Annotated in this window: 15 protein-coding genes; 7 read left to right on the forward strand and 8 right to left on the reverse strand. The window is 56.8% G+C overall.

The features are described 5' to 3' along the window. Window positions 1-74: 74 nt before the first annotated feature. Together ispE and lolB are read right to left on the reverse strand one after the other, a co-directional pair. Window positions 75-971 (reverse strand): 4-(cytidine 5'-diphospho)-2-C-methyl-D-erythritol kinase, encoded by an 897-nt coding sequence (ispE, locus tag E2F51_RS16370; RefSeq protein ID WP_134823977.1) that lies wholly within the window; start codon window positions 969-971, stop codon window positions 75-77. Next, window positions 968-1,591 carry a lipoprotein insertase outer membrane protein LolB gene (gene lolB / locus E2F51_RS16375; protein ID WP_013201849.1) on the reverse strand — a complete coding sequence of 208 codons (624 nt, stop codon included), beginning with the start codon at window positions 1,589-1,591 and terminating at the stop codon, window positions 968-970. The genes ispE and lolB overlap by 4 nt, the downstream gene beginning before the upstream one ends. Before the next feature lie 227 nt (window positions 1,592-1,818). Here lolB and hemA point away from each other — a divergent pair, with 227 nt between their 5' ends. The 6 genes from hemA (at window position 1,819) to E2F51_RS16405 (ending at window position 7,255) form a co-directional block, all read left to right on the forward strand. Continuing rightward, the gene (gene hemA / locus E2F51_RS16380; RefSeq protein WP_013201850.1) at window positions 1,819-3,075 is read left to right on the forward strand and encodes a glutamyl-tRNA reductase; all 1,257 of its coding nucleotides are present in this window, start codon (window positions 1,819-1,821) and stop codon (window positions 3,073-3,075) included. Between the two features lie 39 nt (window positions 3,076-3,114). Beyond that, window positions 3,115-4,197: a peptide chain release factor 1 gene (gene prfA, locus E2F51_RS16385; protein ID WP_013201851.1), complete on the forward strand. Its 1,083-nt coding sequence runs from the start codon at window positions 3,115-3,117 to the stop codon at window positions 4,195-4,197. Next, complete coding sequence (gene prmC, locus E2F51_RS16390) at window positions 4,197-5,027, forward strand: peptide chain release factor N(5)-glutamine methyltransferase (RefSeq protein WP_134823978.1); 831 nt, start codon at window positions 4,197-4,199, stop codon at window positions 5,025-5,027. The genes prfA and prmC overlap by 1 nt, the downstream gene beginning before the upstream one ends. 96 nt (window positions 5,028-5,123) lie before the next feature. Next, entirely contained in the window at window positions 5,124-5,933 is an 810-nt protein-coding gene (sirB1, locus tag E2F51_RS16395) for an invasion regulator SirB1 (RefSeq protein WP_013201853.1), read from the forward strand. A gap of 19 nt (window positions 5,934-5,952) precedes the next feature. Then, window positions 5,953-6,807 (forward strand): 3-deoxy-8-phosphooctulonate synthase, encoded by an 855-nt coding sequence (kdsA, locus tag E2F51_RS16400; protein WP_013201854.1) that lies wholly within the window; start codon window positions 5,953-5,955, stop codon window positions 6,805-6,807. Between the two features lie 34 nt (window positions 6,808-6,841). Further along, a complete protein-coding gene (locus tag E2F51_RS16405; protein WP_245174124.1) occupies window positions 6,842-7,255 on the forward strand; it encodes an META domain-containing protein in 414 nt (137 codons plus the stop codon). A gap of 72 nt (window positions 7,256-7,327) precedes the next feature. Here E2F51_RS16405 and chaA read toward each other — a convergent pair whose 3' ends face one another. Then, window positions 7,328-8,419 carry a sodium-potassium/proton antiporter ChaA gene (gene chaA, locus E2F51_RS16410; protein WP_134823979.1) on the reverse strand — a complete coding sequence of 364 codons (1,092 nt, stop codon included), beginning with the start codon at window positions 8,417-8,419 and terminating at the stop codon, window positions 7,328-7,330. A 616-nt stretch (window positions 8,420-9,035) separates the two neighbouring features. Between chaA and E2F51_RS16415 the strand changes: the two genes are divergently transcribed. Next, entirely contained in the window at window positions 9,036-9,713 is a 678-nt protein-coding gene (locus E2F51_RS16415) for a gamma-glutamylcyclotransferase (protein ID WP_134823980.1), read from the forward strand. Window positions 9,714-9,723: 10 nt separating this feature from the next. On the opposite strand, the gene E2F51_RS16420 is transcribed toward E2F51_RS16415, so the two are convergent. The 5 genes from E2F51_RS16420 to tagF are packed head-to-tail and all read right to left on the reverse strand — an operon-like array spanning window position 9,724 to window position 14,826. After that, the gene (locus E2F51_RS16420; RefSeq protein WP_134823981.1) at window positions 9,724-11,169 is read right to left on the reverse strand and encodes a serine/threonine-protein kinase; all 1,446 of its coding nucleotides are present in this window, start codon (window positions 11,167-11,169) and stop codon (window positions 9,724-9,726) included. A gap of 15 nt (window positions 11,170-11,184) precedes the next feature. After that, a complete protein-coding gene (locus E2F51_RS16425) occupies window positions 11,185-12,135 on the reverse strand; it encodes a hypothetical protein (protein ID WP_134823982.1) in 951 nt (316 codons plus the stop codon). A gap of 14 nt (window positions 12,136-12,149) precedes the next feature. Further along, entirely contained in the window at window positions 12,150-12,926 is a 777-nt protein-coding gene (locus E2F51_RS16430) for a PP2C family serine/threonine-protein phosphatase (RefSeq protein ID WP_134823983.1), read from the reverse strand. Further along, window positions 12,923-14,089 carry a type VI secretion system-associated FHA domain protein TagH gene (tagH, locus tag E2F51_RS16435; RefSeq protein ID WP_013201861.1) on the reverse strand — a complete coding sequence of 389 codons (1,167 nt, stop codon included), beginning with the start codon at window positions 14,087-14,089 and terminating at the stop codon, window positions 12,923-12,925. The genes E2F51_RS16430 and tagH overlap by 4 nt, the downstream gene beginning before the upstream one ends. 38 nt (window positions 14,090-14,127) lie before the next feature. Continuing rightward, window positions 14,128-14,826 (reverse strand): type VI secretion system-associated protein TagF, encoded by a 699-nt coding sequence (gene tagF, locus E2F51_RS16440; protein WP_013201862.1) that lies wholly within the window; start codon window positions 14,824-14,826, stop codon window positions 14,128-14,130. Between the last annotated feature and the right edge of the window lie 8 nt (window positions 14,827-14,834).

Consider the following 14,834-nt stretch of genomic DNA (forward strand, 5'->3'; position numbering starts at 1 on the left):
AATACCGTAACGACGGTTTCATACGGGTATAGTCATCTACGTGCAGCATCAGGAACGTGGCGATGCTGTCACGGTCACTCTAATAACGTCGAAAGGTGGCGGTGCAGCGGCGAAACGTTAACGCCTCGCGCAACAAAGCTCTGCCACGCTTTCGGCGTTAGCTCAAACACCTGGCGGGCAGCGGACTCGGTGTCGAATTCAGCAAACACACAAGCTCCTGTCCCGGTCAGGCGCGACGGCGCGTATTCTAGCAGCCAGGAAACGAGCTGTTCAACCTCGCGAAAACGTTTTCTTACGACTGGTTCACAATCATTACGGAATTCAGCACTTAATAACTCACTGATTTCGCGGGCTGGCGTGGTGCGTATCAGCTCAGGATCGGTGAAAACAGCCGGTGTGGAAATGTTCACGCCAGGGTGGACAACAAGATACCATTTTTCTGCAGGCGACACCGGAGTCAATTTTTCGCCGACGCCTTCGGCAAAGGCGGCGAAGCCTTCCACGAACACCGGAACGTCCGCGCCCAGCGATAATCCCAAGTCGGCCAGCTCGCTCAGCGTGAAGCCGGTTTGCCACTGATGATTCAGCGCGACCAGCACCGTGGCCGCATCAGACGAGCCGCCGCCCAGCCCGCCGCCCATCGGCAGGCGTTTCTCAATGGCGATGCTGGCACCGGCCTGCGCCGGCAGCGTTCCGCGCAATGTAGCCTGCTGCTGCAACAGCTTCGCCGCCCGCACCACCAGATTATCTTCCTCTTTTACCCCGACCACCGGCGTCAGCAGGCCGATCTGCCCGCTGGCGTTGGTTTCAATGGTCAGGGTGTCGCCATAATCGAGAAACTGAAACAGCGTCTGCAAATTATGGTAGCCGTCAGGACGACGGCCAGTAATGTAGAGAAATAAATTCAGCTTGGCGGGCGCCGGCCAGCTTTCACGGCTGCTCGCCGTCAGGGGAACGTAGCCTGCACTCATTTAACGATCCAGCTGTCCATTTTCAGTTTGATGCGCTGGTTGCCTTCTTTCAGCTCAAGATTGGACGGCAGCGTCGGGTTCTGCTTGCTGTCATAACCCTGATAGGTCACCTGCCAGTTCTGGCCGTCGCGGCTGTAATTCACTGACTTGAGGCGATACTGGTCGTCCAGCGTGTAATCGGACGAATCACCCGGCAGGCCCATCATCCACTGACGCAGGCTGTTTAACGGAATATCCATGCCGGTCAGCTGAGAAATCATCTTCTCGGCGTCATTGCTGGTATAGCGTTTGCCTTTGTTGTCGACTAACTGCACCACGCTGCCCTGGGCATCCAGCTGCAACTCGGTGCTGCCCAACGGGTTGGTCAGGATCAAACGATAGCGATCGGGGGAGGTCTGCTGCCAGTTAAAACGGGCATAGACTTTCTGGCTATCAGAAAGATAGGCAAAAGCGCCGCGGGTCTGATATTGCGTGATTTTTTCAACGTCTTGCTGGTGCTGCTGCCATTGTGGCGAGGAAATACTCTTGCCAGGACCTTGCGGTTTATTGATGGTACAGGCGGTCAATAACAGGGCGGCAAGCGGGAGAAGCCGCATCAGGCGGCGATTCTGCGTAAACATTAAGGGGTCAACTCCTCAGACTCCGGAAGGGCTTTCATGCCCAAAGTAACCGTCCAAGCTAACCAGACCGGCGGACGGCGTCAATGCTCAATTTGTCTTATTTGATGCATAATAACTATATCTTGTTACAGCCTTCGGTGAACGATGGCTTTTCTTGATCTCGCGCATCTTGTAGAATGCGCCTCACAAAACCCTATCAACTGTGGGATAACCCCAACCTAATCACCATGACCTTGCTGGCTCTCGGAATTAATCACAAAACGGCCCCAATTGCTCTGCGTGAACGCGTGACGTTCTCCCCGGAGACGTTGGATCAAGCCCTTAGCAGTCTGTTGGCCCAGCCAATGGTGCAGGGCGGCGTGGTGCTGTCTACGTGTAACCGGACCGAGCTCTACTTAAGCGTTGAGCAACAGGAAAACCTGCAGGAACAGTTGGTTAAGTGGCTATGTGACTACCATCATTTGAGTGCCGAAGAGGTGGCGAAAAGCCTCTACTGGCACCATGATAACGACGCCGTCAGCCATCTGATGCGCGTGGCAAGTGGCTTAGATTCACTGGTGTTAGGGGAGCCGCAGATTCTGGGGCAGGTGAAGAAAGCCTTTGCCGATTCCCATCGCGGACAGCCGATTGTCAGCGAGCTGGAAAGGATGTTCCAGAAAACCTTCTCGGTGGCCAAGCGCGTGCGCACCGAAACCGAGATTGGCGCTAGCGCCGTATCGGTCGCCTTTGCGGCCTGTACGCTGGCAAGACAAATCTTTGAATCCCTGGCCGACGTCACCGTGTTGTTGGTCGGTGCCGGGGAAACCATCGAACTGGCCGCGCGCCATCTGCGCGAGCACAACGTTAAAAATCTGATCATCGCCAACCGCACCCGTGAACGTGCCCAGTCTCTGGCCGATCAGGTGGGGGCGGAAGTGATCGGCCTGGCGGAAATCGACGCGCGCCTGGCCGAAGCCGACATCATTATCAGTTCCACCGCCAGCCCGTTGCCGATTATCGGTAAAGGCATGATGGAGCGGGCGTTGAAAAAACGCCGCAACCAACCCATGTTACTGGTGGACATAGCCGTACCCCGCGATGTGGAGCCGGAAGTCGGCAAGCTGCCGAACGCCTATCTCTATAGCGTTGACGACCTGCAGGCGATCATCGAAAGCAACATGGCGCAGCGTAAAGCCGCCGCCGTGCAGGCCGAAACCATTGTGGTGCAGGAAAGCAGTGAGTTTATGTCCTGGCTGCGGGCGCAGAACGCGGTGGAAACCATTCGCGACTACCGTTCGCAGGCCGACCAGGTGCGTGAAGAGCTGCAGGCCCGTGCGCTTACCGCGCTGCAACAGGGCGCCGATCCGCAGGAAGTGATGCGCGATCTGGCCCATAAGCTGACCAACCGTTTGATCCACGCTCCTACCAAATCTCTTCAGCAGGCTGCCCGTGATGGGGATGATGAACGCCTGCAGATTTTACGCGACAGCCTCGGGCTGGAATAGCGTTTTAGCCTCTATTGAACACAAGGTAAAACAACACCAATGAAGCCTTCTATTGTTGCCAAACTGGAAGCCTTGCAGGAACGCCATGAAGAAGTTGAGGCGATGCTGGGCGATGCGGGCGTGATTGCCGACCAGGACCGTTTTCGTGCTCTGTCACGCGAATATGCGCAGCTGACCGACGTGAGCCAGTGTTTCCGTCGCTGGCAGCAGAACCAGGACGATATCGCCGCAGCCGAAGAGATGCTGGACGATCCTGAAATGCGCGACATGGCGCAGGAAGAATTAAAAGACGCGCGTGCTACCAGCGAACAGCTGGAGCAGGAGCTGCAGGTTCTGCTGTTGCCGAAAGATCCGGATGACGAGCGTAACTGTTATCTGGAAGTGCGCGCCGGCACCGGCGGCGATGAAGCCGCGATTTTCGCCGGCGATCTGTTCCGTATGTACAGCCGTTATGCTGAAACCCGCCGCTGGAAAATTGAAATCATGAGCACCAACGACGGTGAGCATGGTGGCTATAAAGAAGTGATTGCCAAAGTGATCGGCGACGGTGCCTACGGGCGTCTGAAGTTTGAATCAGGCGGTCACCGCGTGCAGCGCGTACCGGAAACCGAATCGCAGGGCCGTATTCATACTTCTGCCTGCACCGTGGCGATTATGCCCGAGCTGCCGGAAGCGGAAATGCCGGAAATCAACGCCGGCGATCTGAAAATCGATACCTTCCGCTCCTCCGGTGCCGGTGGTCAGCACGTTAACACCACCGACTCGGCCATCCGTATTACCCACCTGCCAACCGGCATCGTGGTGGAGTGTCAGGACGAACGTTCACAGCATAAAAACAAAGCGAAAGCGTTGTCGGTGCTGGGCGCGCGTATCCGTGCGGCAGAAACCGCCAGGCTGCATCAGGAAGAAGCTTCTACCCGTCGCAACCTGCTGGGCACCGGCGATCGTTCCGACCGTAACCGCACCTATAACTACCCGCAGGGCCGTATTACCGACCACCGCATCAACCTGACGCTTTACCGTCTGGATGAAGCGATGCAGGGCAAGCTGGATATGCTGATTGAGCCTATCGTGCAGGAATATCAGGCGGATCAGCTGGCCGCACTGTCCGGTCAGGACTAATGACCGTACGCCAGTGGTTGCGGGCGGCGATTGCCCGCCTGGCGGGCAGCGAAAGCCCCAAGCGGGATGCCGAAATCCTGCTGGGCTTCGTCACTGGCAAATCCCGCAGCTGGATTATTGCCTTTGATGACAGCGAACTAAGCGCGGAACAGCTCAGCCAGCTGGACGATTTACTGGCGCGCCGTGCCAACGGCGAGCCGGTTGCCTATCTGACCGGCCAGCGCGAATTCTGGTCGCTGTCCCTGAGCGTTTCCCCCGACACCCTGATCCCCCGTCCTGATACCGAATTGCTGGTCGAGCAGGCGCTGGCCCATCTTCCCGAAACTGCGAGTACCGTTCTTGACCTCGGCACCGGCACCGGTGCGATTGCGTTAGCCATCGCCTCCGAGCGGCCAGATTGCCAGGTGACGGGTGTCGATCGCATTGCCGCCGCGGTTTCGCTGGCCGAAAGCAATGCAGAGCGGCTGGGCATCACCAACGCACGGTTCCGGCTCAGCAACTGGTTTAGCGCGGTATCCGGCGAACAGTTCACGCTGATCGTCAGCAATCCACCGTATATTGATGCTGAAGATCAACATCTGCAGCAGGGCGACGTGCGCTTTGAGCCCGACAGCGCCCTGATTGCCGCCGATAATGGGCTGGCGGACATTAAGCTGATTGCAGCAGAAGCGGGGCACTATTTGCTGCCCGGCGGCTGGTTATTGCTGGAGCATGGCTGGCAGCAGGCGGAGACAGTGCGGGCGATCCTGCAGCAGAATCATTTTGTCAGCGTCGCCACCGCAAAAGATTATGGTGGCAACGATCGTGTGACTTATGCCCAGAAACGCTAAATGAACGCAAGAGAATGACCGAATGGCGCGGTCCCCGGCTGACGGGGAGGCTATTTGGCGGTATCATCGTGGCAAAATGCCATTGTTGGGGAGTGTATGACGTCGATAGCAACTGAAGATCTCACAGTGTTACCACTGTGTGAGGCGGTAATAGCAGCCACCAAAGCTATCCGCCCCGATTTCCCTGCTGAAGACGTGAATAAGCAGTTAGCGGCACTGGTAGCAGAGGCCCGCGCAGCAATTCCACAGCAGTTAGAGCAGGACATGCAGCTTGAGAAGTTAATCGAGCTGTTCTGGAAACAGTGGGGATTTGGCGGCGCCAGCGGCGTATATCGCCTGTCCGACACTCTGTGGCTGGATAATGTTCTCAGAACCCGTCAGGGAACGGCTGTCTCGTTAGGCATCATTTTCCTGCACATTGCCGGTCAGCTGTCGTTACCGCTGATGCCGGTCATTTTCCCCACCCAGCTGATTTTACGTGCCGACTGGATCGACGAAGAGATGTGGTTAATTAACCCGTTCAACGGCGATACCCTCGATGAACATACGCTGGAAGCCTGGCTTAAGGGCAATATTGGCCCGGTCGCGGAGCTGTATGACGACGACCTTCAGGAAGCCGAACCGCAGCTGGTGCTGAATAAAATGCTCGATACGCTGAAATCCGCGCTGATGGAAGAGAAGCAGATGGAGCTGGCACTGCAGGTCAGCCAGGTGCTGGTGCAGATGGACCCGGAAGATCCCTACGAAATTCGCGACCGTGGGCTGATTTTCGCCCAGTTAGAGTGTGAACATGTGGCTTTGACGGATCTGACCTACTTTGTTGAACAGTGCCCAGAAGACCCGGTCAGCGAAATGATTAAGCTGCAGATCCATTCGATTGAACAAAAACAGATTACGCTGCATTAACAGAGAATAAGGCGAAGACATGAAACAGAAAGTGGTTAACATTGGCGATATCAAGGTAGCAAACGACCTGCCGTTCGTGCTGTTTGGTGGCATGAACGTGCTGGAATCTCGCGATCTGGCGATGCGCATCTGTGAGCATTACGTCACCGTGACCCAGAAGCTGGGTATCCCCTACGTGTTCAAGGCCTCGTTTGACAAGGCCAACCGCTCTTCCATCCACTCTTACCGTGGCCCAGGCCTGGAAGAGGGAATGCGCATTTTCCAGGACATCAAAGCGGCCTTCGGCGTGAAGGTGATCACCGATGTGCATGAAGCCAGCCAGGCGCAGACCGTGGCTGACGTGGTGGACGTGATCCAGCTGCCGGCTTTCCTCGCCCGTCAGACCGATCTGGTTGAAGCGATGGCGAAAACCGGCGCGGTGATCAACGTTAAGAAACCCCAGTTCGTCAGCCCAGGCCAGATGGGTAACATCGTCGATAAGTTTGCCGAAGGCGGCAACGACAAGGTGATCCTGTGCGATCGCGGTGCCAACTTTGGTTACGACAACCTGGTCGTGGATATGCTGGGCTTCAACGTGATGAAGCAGGTGTCTAACGGTAGCCCGGTGATCTTTGACGTGACCCACGCGCTGCAGTGCCGTGACCCGTTTGGCTCCGCATCCAGCGGCCGTCGTGGTCAGGTCACCGAACTGGCTCGCGCCGGTATGGCCGTTGGCCTGGCCGGTCTGTTTATCGAAGCGCACCCGGATCCGGCTAACGCAAAATGCGACGGTCCGTCGGCGCTGCCGCTGGATAAGCTGGAACCGTTCCTGGCGCAGATCAAAGCGATTGATGATCTGGTTAAAAGCTTCGCGGAGCTGGATACCAGCAACTGAGTAATCGGTTAAGGACATTCAGGACAAGGAGTGAATGATGAAAAGAACCCTCGCCGTGTTAACGGCCGCCATGGTGCTGGGCGGATGCAGTAGCGCTGCCCGGCACGACGCGCAGGCGTCTTTAGCGAACCGTAACTTTGTGCTGACCACCGTGGATGGCCAGTCCATCAGCGCGCCTCAGGGCATGAAGCCGGGGATCAATTTCAGTGATGAAATGCGCGTCACCGGCGTAATGTGTAATCGCTTCTTTGGTCAGGGCACGCTGAAAGACAACGTGCTGAGCGTGCCGCAAATGGCGTCTACCCGCATGATGTGTAGCGATCCGAAGCTGAACCAGTGGGAAATGGCCATTGGTAAAATGCTGACCGCGGGCGCCACCGTTAAGCTTGAGCAGAACACGCTGACGCTGACCGGCGCGGGCCACTCGCTGGTCTATCGCGCGCAGTAACTCTTCTTCAGTCAGTCAAATAAAAACGGGGCGAATCATTTCGCCCCGTTTTTTTATGCTTTGCGTTTAGCGTTACAGCATGATGGTCATCAGATAGCCGACAAACAACGCCAGATGCGCCGCGCCGTTCAGCACGTTGGTTCTGCCGGTGGAGAAGGAGATTTGGCATAACAGCAGCGCCGCAATCATCATCACCATCTGTGGCGGCTCCAGGCCGAAGATCAGCTGCTGGCCGGTGAGGGTAGCAATAATCGTCACCGCAGGCACCGTCAGCGAGATGGTCGCCAGTACCGAACCGAAGAACAGGTTCATGGCACGCTGCACCTGATTCGCCAGCACCGCTTTAATCGCGCCCAGACCTTCCGGGGAGAGGATCAGCAAAGCCACCAGGAAGCCGGTGAACTGCTCTGGCGCATTCAGCGTGGTCAGCAAGAACTCCAGCGGCGTGGCGTTCATCTTGGTGACCGCAATCACCGCAATCAGATGCACAATCAGCCAGCCCGAGTGCCAGATGTTGGAGTGCGCGGAGGGCTTGCCGTGGTGCGGGTCATCGCCCTCATCTTCATGTTCGTAAACAAACAGGCTCTGGTGCGTTTTGGTCTGGATCAGCAGGAACACGCCATACATCGCGGCAGAAATTGCCGAAATCAGCAGCGCCTGGCCGACGGAAAAGTTGCCGCCGGGCAGGGCATTGGGAAACACCAGCACCAGAATACCCAGCGGGAAAATGGCGATCAGGTACTGCTTAACCCCGGCGAGGTTAACGTACTGGGTGGCAAACTTGCGTCCGCCCAACAGCAACGCCGCGCCGACCAGACCGCAGGTCACAATCATGATGATTGAATAGAGGGTGTCGCGCATCAATGCCGGTGCGGCATCGCCGGTCGCCATCAGCGCCGAGATCAGGCTGACTTCCAGGATCACCACCGACAGGCTGAGGATCAGCGAGCCGTAGGGTTCTCCCAGACGGTGTGCCAGCACATCCGCATGGCGAACCACGCTAAAGGCGCTGCTAAGGATAGCGAACAGGGCAATAAGGTTGATGGTGATAACGATGGGAAACGAGCTTGAGGCACCCCAAAACCACAAAATACCCAGCGCGGCGAGGGGAAGAATTAAGGATGTTTCTTTATGGCGTGTTTTGACGCCTTCATGGGCACTCATAGGCTGATTTATCCTTGTTTATCTGTCCTGTTAGCCTGAATTCAGGGAACACCTGCAGGCATAAATAATAGCATCGAACGGCAGTGGTTATATTACAAGCAACGGAATTGTAACGGGTTATCAACTTTAAACCTGTACTATTTACCATAATTTACAGGTTTTTAATGTTTTTGGCTCAAATGACCAATAACTATGACTTTATCAACCTATCATACTGTATTGGCATGGCTTATTTTGCCTTTATTCATCATTAACCCCATCTTTATTTGGCTTTATGCGGATTTTTGCTGATTAAACAGGGCGTAAAGCACATTTTTTCCTTAAGATCGGTGAAAGGCGTGACTTTAGCGGCGACCAGCAATGCGCTGTTCCAGGCAGCAGCAAAAGAGGCGGATAAAGCCCTCTGTTCGCCACATTGCTGCTGAAGTTTATTCTTATAATGCCGATGATGAAGTTAAGTGAAATTTTTTCTTTTGTGACGCGGTTCAAACTTGATTGCGGGTGATGAATGACATAGGGTCATTGATAGCGTTGAAACCATGAGTTTCATAATAATTCAATTTCAGGGACGGTAAAACGCAGTGGCAGGGAGTGAGCAGTGGCGGGCGGAGGGGTTATGTTAACAAGAGATTTCCTGTTAAAAGCGGATTGTAAGACAGCTTTTGGTGCTATTGAGGAATCGTTGTTATGGACCTGTGAGCAACGGGCAGCCTCATTAGCCGCTACGCTGGCCTGTCGTCCCAATCATAGCCCGGTGTGGATTTTTGGATACGGCTCGCTGATGTGGAACCCGATCTTCGAATCGGATGAAATTGCCGAAGGCACGCTGGAAGGCTGGCATCGGGCATTCTGCCTGCGCTTAACCGCCGGGCGCGGCACGGCGACCCAGCCGGGACGCATGCTGGCGTTGAAAGAGGGCGGTGAAACCACCGGGCTGGCCTATCGTTTGCCCGAAGATAAGCTGCATGAAGAGCTGGAGCTGCTGTGGAAGCGCGAGATGGTCACCGGCTGCTATCTGCCCACCTGGTGCGATTTGAAGCTGGCAGACGGCCGCACGGTTACCGCAATGGCGTTCGTGATGGACCCACGGCATGCGCTGTATGAGGCCGATTCCTGCCCGAAAACCATTGCGCCGCTGATTGCACAAGCCAGCGGTCCATTGGGCACCAACGCGCAGTATCTTTACTCCCTTGAACAGGAGTTAAAGAAGCGGGGCTTGTATGACGACTGTCTGACCGATCTGGTTCAGCGCGTACGCGAGTTGCAGGAGTGCCACAACAATATGGTGGGGTGATCCCCACCGTTTACACGCCCGGGTTAATCAGCCAGGTACCCGCTTTATTGATATCCAGCTGCTGGGTGTGTACCGCCGTGCCGGAATGGACTTCGATTTTATAGCTTCCCGCCGCCAGATTTAGCGAGGCATAGCCGTTGTTATTGGGCTTAACGTCCATCGGCGTGCCGTTCAGCAACACGGTTTCACCGGCGGTCAGCTTCAGATAGACCGTTGCCAGCATCGGGCCGGTGTTCTGTGCTGCTGCCGGTGGCGCAGCACTGGCGACCGGTGCCGTGGCATCTGCCGTCGCCGCCGCGGCCGGATGCTCGACGGTTTTATCGCCTCCCCGGTTCAGCATCACCACCAGACCCACCACCGCAACCAGTGCCACCGCGCTTAACACCGCCAGCGGTTTGGACAGCTTACGGCTGCTGCGCGGGCTGACAATCTCTGCGGAGCCCGCCGTCGGGTTAACGGCAATCATCACCGGCTCTGGAAGCGGCTCCGGCTCGACTGACGGCTCGGGAGCCGGTTCGGAGATTTGCGTCACAGCCGTCACCAGCTGCTCAACCGTGCTGACCGGCAGCTCGATCAGCGCCGCCAGCGCGTCGATAGACTGAGGACGATCCTGCGGTTTCATCGCCAGCGACTGGTCGATGGCATTCAACAGGGATAACGAGAAGCCTTCCGGTCGCAGCTGCGTCAACGGCTGATAGCGATCTTCAATACAGCGCACCACGCTGACCGGCGGAGGATTGCCGGTCACCAGCGTATGCAGCACCGCACCCAGCGCGTAAATATCGGTCCACGGGCCCTGTTCGCTGTCGCTCTCTTCGCTGTACTGCTCGATCGGCGCATAGCCAGGCTTGAGCATGATCTCGGTTTCATCGGAGAGATTGCCGATTTCTTTACGCGCCGAGCCGAAGTCGAGCAGCACCGGCAGCTGGTTATCCTGAATCTGGATATTGTCGAGGGAGATATCCCGGTGCAAATAGCCACCGCGATGAATAGTATCAATGGCGCCGAATAACGGCGGCAGCAGCTGGCGGATCCAGCCATCGGTCACGCTTTCCGGGCTGCCTTGCTGCCACTCTTTCAGCGTCATTCCGCTGTAGTAGAGCGTGCCCATATAGGCGGTGCCGTTCTCTTCCCAGAAGCGCAGCACGTGCAGCAAGCCAGGATGATTAAAGCGGGCGAGCAGGCGGGCTTCCTGAATAAAGCTGTTCAGGCCGGCGTTAAATAACTTCTGATAGCGTTCACCGCGCAGCACGATGGTCAGATCGTCCCCGCGCGAGGCCAGCGAAATCGGCAGATACTCTTTGATCGCAATGGTGCGCTCAAGCAGATGATCCCAGGCACGATAAACGATCCCGAAGCCGCCACCGCCAATCACTTCCTTGATCTCAAACTCATTAAAACGGTGCCCGGCCGGAAGCGCATTGGGGACTGTTTTGGTTTTCTCGTTCGCCGACATAGTATCCATCCGGAGTTAGTTAACGGTGCGCCAGGCGCCAATAGCCGGATCGGCCAGGTCTGCATGCAGGTCATCAACCAGCAGCACGGTAATCTTCGCTTGCGGATCCATCACTTTCGCCCAGGCCTTGCGCAGTGCATCAACCTGGGTTTTCAGCTGTTCGGGATCGGTCGCCTGGGTTTTGTCCATTTTAACCAGCATCACGCCATCAAACGACCAGACGTGCTGCGTGGCGTTAAACGGCAGCAGCAACCAACTGTCAGGCGCGTCGGCTTTGGCGGCCACCAGGCGCTGATTGTTGGCTGCGACAATATCCAGCGCCCCGGAGGCAGGGTGAATATTTTTCAGCGGGTAGCCTTCGTAGAACTGCACCGGCACCGGCTCGGATTTCCCGTTGCTGGAAAGGGTCAGTTCGCTTGGGCCTTCCAGCCAGCCTTCGGTTGAACAGGTCAGCCGCTTGCTGTCGGGGATAAACAGCGACTGGCCTTTGTCGTCCCACCAGGTGCGGAAATGACAGCCGGCAGGCAGATCGAAATGCTGCAACGGTGCGCTGTTGGCCGGCTGTGACAGATCCAGCGGTGAGGCATTGCTGGCGGTCGCGGCGGCGGTGGCATCGGCGATGACGATCGGGCGCCAGCTCTGCTCTTTCGAGGCGGTTCCGGTGGCCAGAACCGATCCGGCATCGTTGGTCATCTGCCACGGCAGCTCGACCAGCTTGCCACACTGATTTTGCAACAGGTTGCCCACGCGCGGCAGGAAGGTGGTCAGCACGCTGGACTCTTTGCTTTTGCCGGAGACGATACGCAAATGAATGTTATCCTGGCACCAGTCCTGCGGCGCGTTACTCTCCACGTTATCAATAAACACCTCCAGCGCCAGGCTGGGAGAGTAAACCACGCGGTAATCATCAGCCTGTGCGGCAGTTGCTATCAACAGTGTGGCAGTAGCTGGCAACCAGAATTTCATAGCGATCCTTGGTGTTAATCACGCGGCGGTAAAAAACGAGCCGAATCCGCCATCGATTGTAATAGGGTGGTTTCCTGTGGCGAGCCTACCCAAACGGCCACAGCACTCAAATTGTCTTTTTTTTCACTGCGATTAATGGCTTTTTGCATCAGTGCCAGCCACTCTTCCGGCGAGTTGACCATCCGCAGCGCCTGCTCCATTTCCTGCGGCGACAGGCTGCACCAGAAGCCGTCGGTACAGACCAGAAAGGCATCGCCATCTTCCAGCTGGATCACATCGCTGTAGCTGACCGGAAGCGTGCCATCCGCGCCGAGCGCATTATAAAGTAAATTACTGTTAATACCGGAATTATCAACACCGGCCTCTTTCATTTGCTGGGCCAGACTGTGGTCACGGGTCACCGTATTGATGAAGCCACGACGGAAGTGATAAACACGGCTGTCACCAGCGTGGGCCCACCATGCGCGTTGTTGCACGCGGTCAATAAACAGCGCGGCAAGGGTGGTGCTCATGCGCTTAAAATTCAGATTATTCCTCTGCGCCTGGCGGATCGCCTGGTCGGCTTTGGTGACCCATTTTTCGGTATCAGCCGGATTTATCGGCCGGTCATCGGCAAATTCGGTCAGTAACGAATCACGGGCCAGCCGGGCGGCGATCTCACCACCCTCGGTGCCCGCCACACCATCGCAGACTAAAAAACAGGCAGAATGCGCGCCGGTGTACTCACCCGTTTCATCCTGATTGCTCTCTCTTGCGCCAATTTCTGAGGTCGAGGCAGTGTTAATCTTCATTCATCTTCCGGTCTGATTTGTGAGTCTTTGTACTGATTCACTTCCATGTCATAGGCCTGCAGGAATGCATCGCCAAACAGGGTATGGAAATCGTCCTCAATTTCGCCTGAGGTGTTCTGATAATGACGTTGATAGGCTTGCCACATCGCGGCTTTTTTGCTGCCCGGCAGACCAAATTTTGGCAAGACGCCATCACGTTTCGCATTATCCTCCAGCCGCTGAGGATTAAACGACTGCAGCATGGCGGCGATAATCGCGCGGATACCGGCAATCATCCCCAGCTGATGCGCCTGCAAATCGACCAGCGCATCGCGCACCGCCTGCTCTGGCGGCATAAAGCCCGGCATCTGGCTCTGATAAATCTGCATCAGCACGGTTTTACCCGACGGCAGGATCTTGAACGGGTTATTGGCTTCATTGAGGATCATGGTCATTTCGGCCTTCACGCCGCGCTTGAGGATCGAGCGCGAAGAGAGCAGGGCAACCGTTCCCTGCGAAAACAGGCTCAGCATTCTGCCGGTCATCCGCAGCTGATCTTCGGTCAGCGCCGGTTTACCCGCCCCGTGCTCCAGACCCATGCCTTCCATCAGCGCCGCCAGCAGTCGTTCGGCGTTGCTGTCGCTGGCCGGGCGTTCGCTGTAAGGCGCGTCATGACCAATCGGTTCGATTCCCAGCCTGGCATCATTCTGGCGGGCGGTGCGCGCCGCGAGCTGTTCCGGCGTCTGCGCATCGCTGGAGTGGATAATAATCGGCTCTTCTTCATGCAGGATCCCCAACGGATCGGCCGGCAGCGAGTGATCCTCGCCAAACAGGGCCAGCGGGTCGACATCGCTGAACGGCGTTTCACTGGCCCGTGCCGGATCGCTGACCTGAATCTGATAGTCGCCAATGCTCAGCAAATCGCCATGTTGCAGCGCAATCTGGCTGCCGCGTGCCAGCGGCGCCTGGTTATGCAACACCGCAATCACACTGCCGTGACTGGTCAGCCGGCAGTCGCCGCTGCTGGCCACGTGCACCACCGCCTGCAGGCGAGAAATAGCACGTTCGTCATCGGGAAGGACCAGATCGTTATCCACGCTGCGGCCAATGGTGCCGCCGGGGGCGACAAAGTCACAGGCGGTGACGGGCGCCTCGGTTCTGCTCTCAACAATGGTAAATCGCATGCGCTTTTCCTGAAGCCAGGGCCAGAGGCCAAATAACTCTATTCAAACATCGGAGGATAGAGTCCATGTCGACCCGGTTGCGCCACGGCGGCCGGATCGAATAATTGTGAAAAAAGCTGTGCGGTGAGGTTGCCGCTGTGTTTATGGCTGACCAGAGGATAGCCGTCGCTCTGATTGGTCCACCAGTAGCTGGTGTACTGGCCGGGATTGAAGCGTTGTGACACTTCATGCCAGGCCAGCGTGCAGGGAAGATCCTGGTAGCCAATCACGTCCATAATGTCCGATCTGCCGGTGTCAGGAAGCGACAGGGGCGGCAGGGAAAGTAACGCCTGGCTGAGTGCGTCAGGGGTGACGTTGGTCGACACCGCACGGTGCAAAGTCTGGCCGAGGTGGCTAAACCAGTCGCCCGACACCGCCAGCTGCGCCGGATGCCAGAGGCTGACCGGCACGCTTTGTACCGCCAGCAGCGGCCACGCGCGACCCACTCTGTCGCGTGAGGCCAGCAGGCAGCCAATCTGCACCCGCTGCACGCCCAGCGTAGCGGGCAGGGCGAAATTCCATACCGGCGCCCGGCTGAACAGCTCAGCGTTGCGCTCACTGTGGTGATGCCAGTGCGATAAACCGAGCTGGAACCAGTTTGACCAGCTGTTGACCATCGCCTCAGGCAACCTGCGCTGAAGAAAATCACCGGTGGAAGGCAGCTTGCCGTACCATCCCAACTCTGTATTTTCTGCCATAGTGCTGA

The organism is Erwinia sp. QL-Z3 (genome assembly GCF_004551645.1).
GTDB classification, from domain to species: Bacteria; Pseudomonadota; Gammaproteobacteria; order Enterobacterales; family Enterobacteriaceae; genus Erwinia; species Erwinia billingiae.

Bases quoted from the DNA above. Each gene is read 5' to 3' on its own strand.
- kdsA (WP_013201854.1), top strand. From the start codon at position 5,953: ATGAAACAGAAAGTGGTTAACATTGGCGATATCAAGGTAGCAAACGAC.
- sirB1 (WP_013201853.1), top strand. From the start codon at position 5,124: ATGACGTCGATAGCAACTGAAGATCTCACAGTGTTACCACTGTGTGAG.
- prmC (WP_134823978.1), top strand. From the start codon at position 4,197: ATGACCGTACGCCAGTGGTTGCGGGCGGCGATTGCCCGCCTGGCGGGC.
- ispE (WP_134823977.1), bottom strand. From the start codon at position 971: ATGAGTGCAGGCTACGTTCCCCTGACGGCGAGCAGCCGTGAAAGCTGG.
- chaA (WP_134823979.1), bottom strand. From the start codon at position 8,419: ATGAGTGCCCATGAAGGCGTCAAAACACGCCATAAAGAAACATCCTTA.
- E2F51_RS16425 (WP_134823982.1), bottom strand. From the start codon at position 12,135: ATGAAATTCTGGTTGCCAGCTACTGCCACACTGTTGATAGCAACTGCC.
- lolB (WP_013201849.1), bottom strand. From the start codon at position 1,591: ATGTTTACGCAGAATCGCCGCCTGATGCGGCTTCTCCCGCTTGCCGCC.
- E2F51_RS16415 (WP_134823980.1), top strand. From the start codon at position 9,036: ATGTTAACAAGAGATTTCCTGTTAAAAGCGGATTGTAAGACAGCTTTT.
- tagF (WP_013201862.1), bottom strand. From the start codon at position 14,826: ATGGCAGAAAATACAGAGTTGGGATGGTACGGCAAGCTGCCTTCCACC.
- E2F51_RS16430 (WP_134823983.1), bottom strand. From the start codon at position 12,926: ATGAAGATTAACACTGCCTCGACCTCAGAAATTGGCGCAAGAGAGAGC.
- prfA (WP_013201851.1), top strand. From the start codon at position 3,115: ATGAAGCCTTCTATTGTTGCCAAACTGGAAGCCTTGCAGGAACGCCAT.
- hemA (WP_013201850.1), top strand. From the start codon at position 1,819: ATGACCTTGCTGGCTCTCGGAATTAATCACAAAACGGCCCCAATTGCT.
- E2F51_RS16405 (WP_245174124.1), top strand. From the start codon at position 6,842: ATGATGAAAAGAACCCTCGCCGTGTTAACGGCCGCCATGGTGCTGGGC.
- tagH (WP_013201861.1), bottom strand. From the start codon at position 14,089: ATGCGATTTACCATTGTTGAGAGCAGAACCGAGGCGCCCGTCACCGCC.
- E2F51_RS16420 (WP_134823981.1), bottom strand. From the start codon at position 11,169: ATGTCGGCGAACGAGAAAACCAAAACAGTCCCCAATGCGCTTCCGGCC.